We start from the raw sequence: 13,153 nt of genomic DNA on the forward strand, positions 1-13,153 counted from the left end.
CGAGCGTCCGGGCCGAGGGCGGGCTTTTGGGAGCATGAGGGGGGCTTTGCGACCATGGCGCACATGGGTCTGTTGCGCCGTGCCACTCCGTCCTCGACGCGGGGTCGTCTCCTGCTGGTCGGCGGGGGGCTGCTGCTCGTCGTCGTCGCGCTCGCGCTGCTGGCCCTCCCGTTCCGCCACGCCCCTGCCGCGGCCGAGGCCGCCCGGGCGGACCTGCAGACCGCGAAGGCCGCCCTCGAGGCCGGCGACGTGGAAGGTGCTGAGCAGGCGATCACGAGTGCCCGCTCCCACGCTGACGAGGTGCAGGGCGCCGTGCAGGGTGTGGGCGGCCACGTGTGGAGCTGGGTCCCGGTCGCTGGTGGACCGGTGCGCGACGTACGGCGCCTGGGCAACGCCCTCGACGACCTGACGTCCGTGGCGGAGGTCGGCGTCGGCCTGGTTTCGCGTGTGAACAGCGACCGGTCGACGCTGGTCGACGACGGCAACGTGGACCTGGAGGTCCTCGCGACAGTGATCGACGACGTCGACCGGGTCGACGTGCTGGTGAAGCGGGCCAGTGCTGAGCTGGACGACGTGGCGGAGGCCAGGCTGGTCGCCGGCGACCGGCTCGGCGAGGCGCGCAACGAGGTGGTCGAGCAGATGCAGCCACTCGTCGACGGCCTCGCGACCGCGCAACCGCTGCTCGCCGAGCTCCCCCTGATGCTCGGCTCCCAGGCCGACCGCCAGTACCTCGTCGCGCTGCTGAACCCGTCGGAGCTGCGTTACTCGGGCGGCACCCCCCTGACCTTCACCACGATGGACCTGTCCCAGGGCCAGCTGTCCATGGGCGACGTCGTCGACACCAGCACCGCGCCCGGCACGGCTCAGGCGATCTACTGGAAGAAGGTCAAGGGCAACCCGTTCCACCGCGGACGCCTCAAGGTCCTGACCTCGACGATGGCCCCCGACTGGCGGGTCTCGGGAAACGAGCTGGCCAACGCGTGGCGCAGCCTGCGTGGTCGCCGCCTGGCGGGCGTCGTGGTGATCGACGTGCCCGCCCTCGCCGACCTCGTCGCACTGACCGGGCCGATCAACGTGCCGACGCTCGGGACGATCACCCCGGACACGTTGGTGGAGACGCTGGTCGGCAGCTACGACGAGTACGACGACCCGGCTCAGCGCAAGGAGATCAACCGCGCGCTCGCGCCGCTGTTCTCAGAGCGGCTGCTGTCGGGAGACCCCCTCGACACTGCCAAGGTCCTGGCCCGGGCGGCCGACGAACGCCGCTTCGCGGTCTATCTCCGCGCCCCGGAGGAGCAGGCGGTCTTCTCCGATCTCGGCCTCACCGGCGAGCTGGGCGACGCGCGGCGAGACTACATCGGCGTCTTCACCCAGAACCGGGTGCCGAGCAAGAGCGACTACTGGCAGCGACGAGCGGTCCGGTCCGAGGTCGACGTGCGGAAGGACGGCAGCGCCCACGTGCGGCTCGCTGTGCAGATCCACAACGACTCGCCCCCGTACGTCCGAGGAGGGGTGGACCCGCAGCTCGGCTACTTCACCAGGTGGAACTTCAGCAGCGTGCTGACGATGCTGCCCGAGGGTGCCGAGTTCACCGGCGGGACCATCGACGGGCAGCCGTTCGCGGTCCGCCGGGGCAACTTCTACGACCAGACGTTCCAACGCCAGTCCTTGGAGTTCGCACCCCAGGCGCGCCGCGAGCTCGTCGTCGAGTACGACGTCCCCGCCGCAGCGACTGTCGAGGCAGACGGCAGCCTCGCCTACGGCCTCACGATCGACCCCCAGGCGATCGTGAACCCGCAGGCCGTGGAGGTCCGGGTGCGGTTCCCGCAGGGCTACGCGCCCGGCGCGCTGCCGGCAGGGTGGACGCCCTCCGGCCCCCGGGGCGTGACGTACCGCACGGACGCGCTCGAGACCACGGAAGTCTTCGAAGTCATCGCTCGCCCCTAGACTCCCCGCCATGGAACGCCTTCTCGTGACCGGGGGCGCGGGGTTCATCGGGTCGAACTTCGTGCACCACCTCGTCGACCACACCGACCTGCGCATCACCGTCCTCGACAAGCTGACCTATGCGGCCAGCAAGGAGTCGCTGGCCGGGCTGCCCGAGGACCGGGTGCAGCTGGTGGTCGGCGACATCGCCGAAGAGGACGTCGTCGACCCGCTGGTCGCGGCCCACGACGCGGTCGTCCACTACGCCGCGGAGTCCCACAACGACAACTCGCTCAACGACCCGAGCCCGTTCATCCGCACCAACATCCTCGGCACCTACACGATCCTCGAGGCGGTGCGGAAGCACGACAAGCGCCTGCACCACGTCTCGACCGACGAGGTCTACGGCGACCTCGAGCTCGACGACCCCAAGCGCTTCACCGAGGACACCCCCTACAACCCGTCCTCGCCCTACTCCGCCTCGAAGGCGGGCTCGGACCACCTCGTCCGCGCCTGGGTGCGCAGCTTCGGCGTCCGCGCGACGGTGTCCAACTGCTCGAACAACTACGGCCCCTGGCAGCACATCGAGAAGTTCATCCCGCGCCAGATCACCAACGTCATCGACGGCGTCCGCCCCAAGCTCTACGGCTCTGGCGAGAACGTGCGCGACTGGATCCACGCCGACGACCACTCCTCGGCCGTGCTCACGATCCTGGAGAAGGGCCGCATCGGCGAGACCTACCTCATCGGCGCCGACGGGGAGAAAAACAACCTCGAGGTCGTCCGCCTCATCCTGACGCTGATGGGCAAGGACGCCGACGGCTTCGACCACGTCAACGACCGCGCCGGGCACGACATGCGCTATGCCATCGAGTCGGGCAAGCTGCGCCAGGAGCTCGGCTGGTCGCCGCAGTTCCAGGACTTCGAGTCCGGGCTGGCCAACACCATCGAGTGGTACCAGACCCACGAGGACTGGTGGCGCCCGCACAAGGACGCGACCGAGGCGAAGTACGCGGAGAAGGGCCAGTGAGCCTTCCCGCCCTGGAGACGACCCCGATCCCGGGCCTCGTCGTCGTACGCCTCGACCGCCGCGACGACGACCGCGGGTTCTTCAAGGAGAACTGGCAGCGGGAGAAGATGCTGGCCATCGGCCTGCCCGACTTCGGCCCGGTCCAGAACAACGTCTCCTTCAACTCCGACCGCGGCGTCACGCGCGGCATCCACACCGAGCCGTGGGACAAGTTCATCTCGCTGGCGACCGGCCGGATCTTCGGCGCGTGGGTCGACATGCGTGAGGGCGAGACCTTCGGCACGACCTTCACCCTCGAGATGGACACCTCGGTGGCGGTCTTCGTCCCCCGCGGCGTCGGCAACAGCTACCAGGTGCTCGAGGACGCGACGGCCTACACCTACCTCGTCAACGACCACTGGCGTCCCGGCGTGACCTACCCCGCGCTCGCCCTGGGCGACCCCTCCGCGGCGATCGACTGGCCGATCCCCCTGTCGGAGGCGATCATCAGCGAGAAGGACCAGAACGCCCCGGCGCTCGACCCGGGCACGGCGATGGCACCCAGGAAGACGCTCATCGTCGGGGCGCTCGGCCAGCTCGGCCGTGCGCTGCACGCCGCCCACCCCGGCGCGGACCGCGTCGACCTGTTCGCAGGCGAGGGCGTCACCGCGCTCGACCTGACCGACAGCGAGGCCGTCGCCGCCTGGCCGTGGCACGAGTACGCCGTCGTGCTCAACGCAGCGGCGTACACCGCCGTCGACACGGCCGAGACCGCCGAGGGGCGGGTGACCGCGTGGGCCGCCAACGCCTCCGGTCCGGCCACGCTCGCCCGGCTGGCGCGCGAGCACCGCTTCACCCTGGTGCACTACTCCTCGGAGTACGTCTTCGACGGCACCGCACCCCTCGACCCCGGCCACACCGAGGACGAGCCGCTGTCCCCACTCGGCGTCTACGCCCAGTCCAAGGCCGCCGGCGACCTCGCCGTGGGCCTGGCCCCGCGCCACTACCTGTTCCGCACCTCCTGGGTGATCGGCGAGGGCAAGAACTTCGTGCGCACCATGCAGTCGCTGGCGGAGAAGGGCGTCTCGCCCAGCGTGGTCGAGGACCAGGTCGGCCGCCTCACCTTCACCGAGGAGCTCGTGCGCGCCACCGCCCACCTGCTCGACAGCGGCGCCGACTTCGGCACCTACAACCTGTCCAACGGCGGGCCCGCGATGTCGTGGCGCGAGATCGCGCAGGCCGTCTTCGAGCGCTCCGGGCGCAGCGCCGACGACGTCTCCGGCACCACCACGGAGGCGTACGCCGAGGGCGTGCTGGCGCAGGGCAACCCGTTCGCCCCGCGCCCGCTCAACTCCGCGATGTCGCTGGCGAAGATCCGGGCCACCGGGTTCGAGCCGGAGGACGCCCTGGTCGCGCTCGACCGCTACCTCGCCCGCTGAGCGATCAGCGGCGCGAGGTGACCTCGGCCAGCGCGGGGCGTACGTCGGCGAGGTAGACCAGCGACGCGATCGTGAAGACCAGGTGGATGATCCCCAGCGGCGAGGAGCCGATGAGGATCAGCTGCGCCACGAAGCCGAGACCGGTGATCGCGCACCACGCCTGCTTGGTGAGCTTGCCGGCGGCCTCGTAGGCCTCGGCGGAGTAGGTGAGGGAGTTGATGAAGGCGAATCCCTTGACCGCGAGCAGCACGACGAGCACGACCAGCATGAGGGTGCTCTGGAACGCGTAGATGGTCACGGGGACAAGAGTAGGCGAACGCAGAAGGCCCCCGTCCTCTCGGACGGGGGCCTCGTGCGTGTCAGAACAGCATCAGCTGCTGCTCATCGGCGGGTGCTCTTCAGTCGCCGACCTTCTCGGCGGCGTCGGCGACGGCCTTGACCGCGGTGGTCGCGGTCTTGCTGGCGGCGGTCGCGGTGGCCTTGGCGCTGCTCTGCGCGGTGGCCGTCTTCTTGGCGGCGGTCTTGCGCGCGGTGGTGGCGGCGGCCTTCTTGCCGGCAGCCTTCTGGGTCGCCTTCTTGGCGGTCGGCTTCGGCTTGGGGGCGACCTTGGTCGCGGCGGTCTTGTCGGCGGCCTCGACGTTCGCCTCGGCGGCCTTCTTGGCCTGGGTCGCGGTGGTCTTGGCCTTGGTGGCGGTGGTCCTGGCGGACTTCACCGTCGCCTTGGTCGACTCCTGGCGGCGGATGCGGCCCACGAGGGACTCGCCGCGCTTGACCAGCTCGGTGTAGGTGGCGTTGGCGGCCGCGACGTTCTCGTCGACCAGCGTGGAGACCTGGGTGGTGACCTTGGCGGGGTAGGCCTTGGCCTCGGCCTGGAGCTCGGCGACGCGGGCCTCGACGGCGGCGCGGCGGGCCTGGGCCTGCTTGCGCAGCGCCTTCGGGTCGGTCGCGGTCTTCTGGACGTCGTTCACACGGGTGGTGACGTCCTTCTGCACGGCGGAGACGCGCTTCTGCACGTCGGCGACGGCCTCGCGGACGGCCTCGACGGCGAGGTCGGTCACGCCGACACCGGCGAGGACGGGCTTGAGGGCTTCGGTCTTGATGTCGAACTTGGCGGTGGCCATGTCCTTCTCCTTCTGGTGGATGTCCCGACCCGGGTGGTCGGGTCGGGTTTCAGTCCTGGATGGCTTCGGGGACGTCGCGCTCGTTCAGTGCGAGGAACGACGCGTAGACGTCGAGCAGCGAGTGCTTCTGCCGCTCGGTGAGCCCGGGGTCGGCGAGGATCGCCAGCTCGACGGAGCCGGCCTGGCCGGGGTCGGGGTGGACGATGCCCGCGCGGACGTAGAGCTGCTCGGCAGAGACCCGCAGTGCGCGGGCCAGCTGCTGCAGCACCTCGGCCGAGGGCTTGCGCAGGCCCCGCTCGATCTGGCTGAGGTAGGGGTTGCTGACGCCGACCTGGTCGGCGAGCTGCCGCAGCGAGAGCTGGGCGGCCAGGCGCTGCTCCTTGAGGTAGTCACCCAGCGAGCCCAGCGAGCCGACGACAGCCATGCTCGTCTTGGTGCTCTTGTCCTTGGCCATGTCTCCATTGTGCTAACACCAGTTAGCAAAACCAAGTCCTGGCAGGGGTGACTGCGCTCACAACTGCCAGATTTTACGCACGTTCAGCGCTAGCTAGAAGGCAGCGCGGATCACCCCGACGGGTACGCCGCCACCCAAGAGCTCGTGGCGTCCGATGGCCTCGACCGCGGCCGCGTCGACGCCGTCCTCCTCCAGCACCCCCGAGCGCCGCAGCGCCTCGGCCATCAGCACGGGGCGCACACGGGGAGCCCCGTCGTCGGTCTTCAGTGCCCAGGCACGGCCGTCGGGCAGCGCGACGGCGTAGCAGGACTCGGCACCGGCCTTGCCGATCAGGCCGGGGATCGCGCGGTGCAGCGCGAGCTCGTCGCGGGTCGTGCCGCTGACGTGGTCGGGGTGGCGGCGGATCGCCTCGGCCACGGTCCGCTCGGGCCCGTCGGTCGCCGTGGCGAGGGTCGCGAAGGCGCGCGCCAGGCCCACGAGCGAGGTGGACAGCAGCGGGGCTCCGCAGCCGTCGACGGCGACGGTGTCGACGGGCTCGCCCGTCACCCGGGCGAACGTCTCGGCGATCGCGACCTGGAGCGGGTGGTCGGCGTGCAGGTAGGTCGCGGTGTCCCACCCCTTCAGCACGCAGGTGGCGAGCATCGCCGCGTGCTTGCCCGAGCAGTTCATCAGGATCGACGACCGGGTCCCGCCCTCGCGGATCACCAGCTCGCGGGCGGCGTCGTCGAGCGGGTAGTCGAGCGGCGTCTGCAGGGCCGACTCGTCGAGGCCCGCCGAGGCCAGGGTGCGGCGTACGCCCTCGACGTGGAAGGACTCCCCCGAGTGCGACGCGCAGGCCAGGGCCAGCAGGTCCGGCGGGAGGTCGAGGCCGAGCTCGACCATCGCGAGCGCCTGCACCGGCTTGTTGCTCGAGCGCGGCAGCACCGGCACGGTGACCTCGCCGACGGACCAGTCGACCGACCCGTCGGCGGCGAGCGCGACGATCGATCCGTAGTGGTGACCCTCGACGAAGCCGGAGCGGACGATCTCGGCGACGACCGGCAGGCCGGTCCGGGGCGTGGTGGGGGCAGCAGTCGACATGGTCCGCAGGCTACTCACCGCGGTCGGCCCACCTGCACAGTGAGAGGATGCGCGGGTGATCCAGCACTGCCCCACGCCGACCGAGCTCGACGACCTGGAGCTCCTCGTCTCCGGCGCCTACGCACCGTCGACCCGCTTCAACGAACCCGGCAGCGCGGTGACGCTCGCGCTGCCCGAGGGCGCCACCGAGGCCGAGCTCGTCGACCCCGAGGGCCTTCCCCTGGCGCGGGTCGGCGCGGACGGCTCGCTGGAGCCCCTCACCCACGCGCAGTACGGCCCCTTCCGCCGGCTCCACCTCACGCCCGCCCAGGTCCGCGAGCAGCACGCCGGCGCCACCTTCGTGCCGGTCACCGACGCGCTCTCCGACGCCGAGCTCGCCGAGCTGCGCGGCCTGGGCCGCGTGGTCCTGCTCGCCCTGACCGGCACCGGCACCGCGTCGCTGTCCCCGGTCGCGCTGGTCCGCGCGACGCTGGCCGCGGCCGACCTGCTCGGCGGCGCGAGCGTGGTCGCGGTGCCGCTGCCGTCCCACGGCGACGCGGACGTCGACCACGAGCTGGGCGTGAGGGTCGTCGGCAACTACGCCGCGGGCGACCCGGTCCACGGGCTGGCCGGCGCCTCCGGCTCCCCCCTCCCCGCCGCCATCGCCGCGATCGCCGACGAGGACCGGCCCGATCCCGAGGAGCAGGGCCTCGTGCTCTTCTTCACCGGGCTCTCGGGCAGCGGCAAGTCCACGCTCGCCCGCGCCCTCATGGACCTCCTGCTCGAGCAGGGCGGCCGCTCGGTCACCAGCCTCGACGGTGACGTCGTACGCCGCCACCTGTCCGCAGGCCTGACCTTCTCCAAGGCCGACCGGGAGACCAACATCCGCCGCATCGGCTGGGTCGCCGCCGAGATCGCCCGCCACGGCGGCGTCGCCGTCTGCTCGCCGATCGCGCCCTTCGCCGAGACCCGGGAGCAGGTGCAGGACATGGTCGAGGCCGCCGGTGGCGCCTTCTTCCTGGTCCACGTCGCCACGCCGCTGGAGGAGTGCGAGCGCCGTGACCGCAAGGGCCTCTACGCCAAGGCACGCGCCGGCGAGATCCCCGAGTTCACCGGCATCTCCTCGCCCTACGAGGAGCCGGTCGACCCCGCCGTCCGCGTCGACACGACCGGACGCACCATCGAGGACGCGCTGGGCGACGTCCTCGTCGCCCTCGATGAGGCCGGCTACCTCCACCTCGAGACCCCGCATGGCTGAGCCGCTGCGGGTGCTCTTCGTGTGCACCGCCAACATCTGCCGCTCGCCCGCGATGGAGCTCATCGCCCGTGACCTCGCCGGCGATGCCGACATCGTCTTCAGCAGCCTCGGCACCCACGCCCGCGACGGGCACCGGATGAACTCCGAGATGAGCGCGCTGCTGCCCGAGGGGATGGCGCGCGGGTTCCGCAGCCGCCACCTCACCCCGGCCCTGCTCGACGACGCCGACCTGGTGCTGACCGCCGAGTCGGTGCACCGCCAGCACATCCTCGACGACTTCCCGCAGCTGCACCGCAAGGTCTTCACGCTGGGGCAGTTCGAGGCCACCGTCGCGGACCTGCCCGACCTGAGCGGCCACGAGCTGGTGGCCGCGGCCGGCCAGCGGCGTACGCCGTCGGCCCCCGAGCACGACGTCGCCGACCCCTACCGGCGCGGGAAGGCAGCCGCCCAGCAGGCAACCGGCACAATCACTGCCATGCTGAGCGTGATCGTGCCGCGCCTGACCGGCCGTGCCCCGTCGGAGGAGACGCGCTGATGGACTGGATCACCGCCGCCTTCTTCTCGATCCTCGCCGCCGGGTTCTTCGTCGGCATCGTCGTCGGCCTCACCGGCATGGGCGGAGGCGCCCTGATGACGCCGGCGCTGCTGTTCCTCGGCGTCGGCTCCCCCGCAGTCGTGGTCACCGCCGACCTCACCGCGGCTGCGATCTACAAGACCGGCGGCGCGATCGTGCACCAGCGCGAGGGCTCGCCCAACATCCAGCTGGCCAAGTGGCTGATGATCGGCTCGATCCCGATGGCCCTGCTGGGGCCCCACCTCGTGGCGTGGTTCACCGACGACGTCGACCAGCTCAACTACGTCCTGGTGATCTGCATCGGTTTCGCGCTGCTCCTCGCCGCAGCGACGTACGCCCTGCGCCTCTACGTCAACCTGCTCCGCGTGCGCTCCGGCACCCACGTCACCGACGACGATCCCGCGATCCGCGTCGTCCCGACCCTGCTGGTCGGCATGCTCGGCGGCCTCCTCGTCGGCGTCACGAGCGTCGGCTCGGGCTCGGTCATCATGATCGCGCTGCTGATGCTCTACCCCGGTCTCTCCGCGGTGAAGCTCGTCGGCACGGACCTCGTGCAGGCCGTGCCGCTGGTGCTGGCCGCGGCCATCTCCAACATCGCGCTGCACGGCATTGACTGGGAGATCCTCATCCCCCTGGTCATCGGCTCGGTGCCCGGCACGATCCTGGGATCGGTCCTCGCCCCCCGCGTCCCGCAGTCCTTCATCCGTCGCGGCATCGTGGTCGTGCTGACCATGAGCGGTGTCGCACTGCTCGACAAGTCCGGCTGGGCCCCGCTCGGTGTGGAGGAGACCCACCCGATGCTCATCGCCGGCGTCGGCCTGGCGGTGCTGCTGGTGCTCCCGATCGTGTGGGGCTTCCTGCGCAAGCAGCAGGGCCTGCCGATGTTCGGCTCCCCCACCATCGCCCAGCTCGAGGACCCGAGCTATCGCCCCGGGCTCGTGGGGATGAAGAAGGTCGACGACGCCTGAGGAGCACTCCTCAGGACAGCCCCAGCAGCTCGCGGCACTGGGCGGGCGTCATCGGCGTACGCTGCGCGATCCGTCCCAGGTCGACCGCGCGTGCGACGAGCTGGGCGTTGGACTCCACGGGCACGCCGCGGCTGATGGTGAGCACGTCCTCCATGCCGACGCGCAGGTGCCCGCCCATGGACAGCGAGGCCATCCCGACCGCGAGCTGCTGGCCGCCGACTGCCTGCATCCAGAAGGCGGAGTGCTGCCCGGGCGCCGCCTGCGTCTTGATGCGCGCGGCGGCGAAGCCGTAGGTGAAGGCGTACGTGCCCTCGGTGCCGACGTGGCCGTTGAGCCGGAAGGGGAACTTCTTGCGCCGCCCCGGCAGCGGCTCGTCGCCGGGCCGGTCCCGCGAGCAGATCGAGGTTCCCGTCGATCTACTTCGCCCACGAGCGCGAGGTCATCGAGCGCGACGGCATGCTGCTCTCGCTCGGCCCGGAGATCCAGCCCAAGGGCAACGAGCAGGTCGAGAAGAAGATGGTGCGCTTCCGCACCGTGGGTGACCGCACCCAGACCGGCTGCGTCGAGTCGGTGGCCACCGACACCGCAGCCATCATCGACGAGATCGCCATCGCGCGAGTGACCGAGCGTGGTGCCACCCGTGGCGACGACCGGTTCTCCGAGGCCGCCATGGAAGACCGCAAGAAGGAAGGCTACTTCTGATGGCCAGCACCCCCCAGACCTCTGACTCCCACACCATGGCCCAGGGCGAGATGGACCTGCTCCGCTTCGCGACCGCCGGCTCGGTCGACGACGGCAAGTCCACCCTCATCGGGCGCCTGCTCCTCGACTCCAAGTCGATCTTCGAGGACCAGCTCGAGGCGGTGGAGTCGACCAGCCAGTCCAAGGGCTACGACTACACCGACCTGGCGCTGCTGACCGACGGCCTGCGCTCCGAGCGCGAGCAGGGCATCACCATCGACGTGGCCTACCGCTACTTCGCCACGCCCACGCGCAAGTTCATCATCGCCGACACCCCCGGCCACATCCAGTACACCCGCAACATGGTCACCGGCGCCTCGACCGCCGACCTCGGCCTCGTGCTGGTCGACGCCCGCCAGGGCCTCACCGAGCAGTCGCGCCGCCACGCGGTGCTGCTGTCGCTGCTCCGCGTCCCGCACCTGGTGCTCGCGATCAACAAGATGGACCTCGTCGACTGGTCGCAGGAGGTCTACGAGAAGATCCACAAGGAGTTCACGCAGTTCGCGACGAAGCTCAACATCCCCGACCTCGAGGTCATCCCGATCTCGGCGCTGCAGGGCGACAACGTCGTCAACCGCTCCGAGAACACCCCGTGGTACTCCGGTCCCACCCTCATGCACCACCTCGAGCACGTCCACGTCGCCTCCGACCGCGACCTCGTGGACACCCGCTTCCCCGTGCAGTACGTCATCCGACCCAAGTCCGACGCCTACCACGACTTCCGTGGCTACGCCGGTCAGGTGGCCGGCGGCGTGCTGAAGAAGGGCGACGAGATCGTCGTGCTCCCCAGCGGCATGCCGTCGAAGATCGCCAAGGTCGAGCTCTTCGACCAGGAGGTCGCCGAGGCCTTCCCGCCCATGAGCGTCACGGTGCACCTCGAGGACGACGTCGACGTCTCGCGCGGCGACATGATCGCCCGTCCGAAGAACGCGCCCAAGCCCAGCCAGGACATCGACGCGATGATCTGCTGGATGACCAACGAGCCGCTCAAGCCGCGGCAGAAGCTGGCCATCAAGCACACCACCCGAACGGGCCGCGCGATGGTCAAGGACATCCAGTACCGCCTGGACGTGAACTCCCTGCACCGTGACCAGGACACCAAGGAGCTCGGCCTCAACGAGATCGGCCGCGTCCAGCTGCGCACCACGGTGCCGCTGCTGTGCGACCCCTACTCGAAGAACCGCACCACGGGCTCGTTCATCCTGATCGACGAGGCGACCGGTGTCACCGTCGGTGCCGGCATGATCAACAGCGGCAGCTGACACACGCCGCTGGTTGAGGAGGGCGCGCAGCCGACCCACCGCTGGTTGAGGAAGGCGCGCAGCGTCTCTCTCGAAACCCACGCTGACGAGAGGCCCCGACCACCGGTCGGGGCCTCTGGCGTCTCACTTCCGGCTGCGCGCGATCCACACCGCGAGCGCGACCAACCCACCCCCGAGGCCGAGCAGCACGAACGGCGCCGTCAGCTCGCCGGGGAACCACTCGTTGACCGCGCGCGGCACGATCATGAGTATCCCGATGGCGCCCACGCCGAACATGGGCAGCGCCCGGGCAAGCACGGCTACGAACACGACGCCGGTCACGGTGAGCAGCGCGAGCGCAATGCCGGCGTCGTACGTCATGGTCGCCGATGCCCCGAAGACCATCCGAGGGCACCCAGCGGCATCGCCACCTCGCGGGGCCGCAGCCGCTGTGTCTGGCCGGGGATCACACAAGCGAGGGCGACCGTCCAGATGCGGAGCCCGGGAGCCCGATCGCCAGTCAGTGTCGAGGGATTGTCCATCGCGGGGCCGGCCGCGAGCGCACCGACCATGAGCACGATCTGTTTCAACGCGAGCCCCCCGTCGAGAAACAACCCGCGGCGGTCCCGGCAATTGCGACGGCGGTCGCCGCTCAGGGCACCGACCACAGCCGACTCCACGCGTCGGTCCCGCCGACTGGCGCGAGTCCCGCGCCGCCAACATGCCGACGGCAGCACCGCCCAAGATGCCGACCCGAGCCCCGACGCCCAGGTCGACCTAGTGCGGGTTGGCAAGCTGCGTCGCCGCGATCACCACAGCAGTCCGCCGAGGTGGCAACTGGCTCGCGAACGGACGTCCGACCGGACGGATCACCTGGTCGAGCATTTGTGCACCCTGTTGATGAAGGCGAGGTTTCTCTAGTCGGTGAACACGCTTGACTAGCCTTTGAACGGCCCGGCGAGGACGTTGGCCATCGTCGGTGTCGTGGACTTAGTCGAGATGGCGACCCAAGGCGGCGACGACGCGACGTCCCGCCGGAACATCATGAATGACTACCGCATTCACGCCGATGTCGGCGCCGTCCCCGACTCTGATGCCGCCGAGGACCTTCGAGCCCTGCCAGAGGTTGACGTTGTTGCCAACTACCGGTGCCACCAGCCCAACCTCGCGTGATGGTTGATCTGTGCGGGATCCCCGCCCCCCCACCAGTACGCCCGGACAAATGATGCAGTTGTCGCCAATCACAGCCGCGTGATGAATCACCACCCCGCTTCCCCCGTAACCGAGCGTCGTGTTCTTGCCGATCACTGCGGAAGGGGGAACCCACGCGCCGGTGACGATTCGACCGAACACGGTGATCGTT

General features: G+C 70.3%; 15 protein-coding genes. 8 read left to right on the forward strand and 7 right to left on the reverse strand.

Annotated elements, in window-relative coordinates:
* The first annotated feature begins 63 nt into the window (after positions 1 to 63).
* From CFI00_RS20690 to CFI00_RS20700, 3 genes are read left to right on the forward strand one after another with little or no spacing between them, the layout of a single operon-like run.
* Positions 64 to 1,947, forward strand: a complete 1,884-nt coding sequence (locus tag CFI00_RS20690; protein WP_207082844.1) for a DUF4012 domain-containing protein — start codon at positions 64 to 66, stop codon at positions 1,945 to 1,947.
* A gap of 10 nt (positions 1,948 to 1,957) precedes the next feature.
* A complete protein-coding gene (gene rfbB / locus CFI00_RS20695) occupies positions 1,958 to 2,956 on the forward strand; it encodes a dTDP-glucose 4,6-dehydratase (protein ID WP_207082845.1) in 999 nt (332 codons plus the stop codon).
* The gene (locus CFI00_RS20700; RefSeq protein WP_207082846.1) at positions 2,953 to 4,374 is read left to right on the forward strand and encodes a sugar nucleotide-binding protein; all 1,422 of its coding nucleotides are present in this window, start codon (positions 2,953 to 2,955) and stop codon (positions 4,372 to 4,374) included. Before rfbB ends, CFI00_RS20700 begins: the two co-directional genes overlap by 4 nt.
* A 4-nt stretch (positions 4,375 to 4,378) precedes the next feature.
* Here CFI00_RS20700 and CFI00_RS20705 read toward each other — a convergent pair whose 3' ends face one another.
* The 4 genes from CFI00_RS20705 to CFI00_RS20720 all read right to left on the reverse strand — a co-directional run bounded on the left by CFI00_RS20705 (position 4,379) and on the right by CFI00_RS20720 (position 7,029).
* Positions 4,379 to 4,672, reverse strand: a complete 294-nt coding sequence (locus CFI00_RS20705; RefSeq protein WP_207082847.1) for a DUF2516 family protein — start codon at positions 4,670 to 4,672, stop codon at positions 4,379 to 4,381.
* A 100-nt stretch (positions 4,673 to 4,772) separates the two neighbouring features.
* On the reverse strand, positions 4,773 to 5,495 hold the full coding sequence (locus CFI00_RS20710; RefSeq protein WP_207082848.1) for a hypothetical protein: 723 nt from the start codon (positions 5,493 to 5,495) through the stop codon (positions 4,773 to 4,775).
* Positions 5,496 to 5,544: 49 nt separating this feature from the next.
* Positions 5,545 to 5,949 carry a helix-turn-helix transcriptional regulator gene (locus tag CFI00_RS20715; protein ID WP_242532537.1) on the reverse strand — a complete coding sequence of 135 codons (405 nt, stop codon included), beginning with the start codon at positions 5,947 to 5,949 and terminating at the stop codon, positions 5,545 to 5,547.
* Between the two features lie 93 nt (positions 5,950 to 6,042).
* The gene (locus CFI00_RS20720; RefSeq protein ID WP_207082849.1) at positions 6,043 to 7,029 is read right to left on the reverse strand and encodes an asparaginase; all 987 of its coding nucleotides are present in this window, start codon (positions 7,027 to 7,029) and stop codon (positions 6,043 to 6,045) included.
* 55 nt (positions 7,030 to 7,084) lie between these two features.
* Here CFI00_RS20720 and cysC point away from each other — a divergent pair, with 55 nt between their 5' ends.
* Genes cysC through CFI00_RS20730 form a run of 3 tightly spaced genes read left to right on the forward strand, consistent with a single transcriptional unit; the run spans position 7,085 to position 9,808 of the window.
* Positions 7,085 to 8,266, forward strand: a complete 1,182-nt coding sequence (cysC, locus tag CFI00_RS20725) for an adenylyl-sulfate kinase (RefSeq protein WP_242532538.1) — start codon at positions 7,085 to 7,087, stop codon at positions 8,264 to 8,266.
* On the forward strand, positions 8,259 to 8,801 hold the full coding sequence (locus tag CFI00_RS23755) for a hypothetical protein (RefSeq protein ID WP_242532539.1): 543 nt from the start codon (positions 8,259 to 8,261) through the stop codon (positions 8,799 to 8,801). Before cysC ends, CFI00_RS23755 begins: the two co-directional genes overlap by 8 nt.
* Positions 8,801 to 9,808 (forward strand): sulfite exporter TauE/SafE family protein, encoded by a 1,008-nt coding sequence (locus CFI00_RS20730; RefSeq protein ID WP_242532540.1) that lies wholly within the window; start codon positions 8,801 to 8,803, stop codon positions 9,806 to 9,808. The genes CFI00_RS23755 and CFI00_RS20730 overlap by 1 nt, the downstream gene beginning before the upstream one ends.
* Before the next feature lie 10 nt (positions 9,809 to 9,818).
* Here the strand turns inward: CFI00_RS20730 and CFI00_RS20735 are convergent, their stop codons facing one another.
* Positions 9,819 to 10,208 carry a 3-keto-5-aminohexanoate cleavage protein gene (locus CFI00_RS20735; protein WP_347401904.1) on the reverse strand — a complete coding sequence of 130 codons (390 nt, stop codon included), beginning with the start codon at positions 10,206 to 10,208 and terminating at the stop codon, positions 9,819 to 9,821.
* Positions 10,209 to 10,264: 56 nt separating this feature from the next.
* Here CFI00_RS20735 and CFI00_RS20740 point away from each other — a divergent pair, with 56 nt between their 5' ends.
* Entirely contained in the window at positions 10,265 to 10,510 is a 246-nt protein-coding gene (locus CFI00_RS20740; RefSeq protein ID WP_207082851.1) for a hypothetical protein, read from the forward strand.
* Entirely contained in the window at positions 10,510 to 11,811 is a 1,302-nt protein-coding gene (cysN, locus tag CFI00_RS20745; protein ID WP_242532541.1) for a sulfate adenylyltransferase subunit CysN, read from the forward strand. Before CFI00_RS20740 ends, cysN begins: the two co-directional genes overlap by 1 nt.
* Positions 11,812 to 11,934: 123 nt before the next feature.
* Here the strand turns inward: cysN and CFI00_RS20750 are convergent, their stop codons facing one another.
* Both CFI00_RS20750 and CFI00_RS20755 read right to left on the reverse strand, forming a co-directional pair.
* Entirely contained in the window at positions 11,935 to 12,171 is a 237-nt protein-coding gene (locus CFI00_RS20750) for a hypothetical protein (protein WP_207082852.1), read from the reverse strand.
* A gap of 609 nt (positions 12,172 to 12,780) precedes the next feature.
* Complete coding sequence (locus tag CFI00_RS20755) at positions 12,781 to 13,143, reverse strand: hypothetical protein (RefSeq protein WP_207082853.1); 363 nt, start codon at positions 13,141 to 13,143, stop codon at positions 12,781 to 12,783.
* Positions 13,144 to 13,153 lie beyond the last annotated feature (10 nt).

The sequence above is a fragment of the Nocardioides sp. S5 genome, from assembly GCF_017310035.1.
GTDB lineage: Bacteria > Actinomycetota > Actinomycetes > Propionibacteriales > Nocardioidaceae > Nocardioides.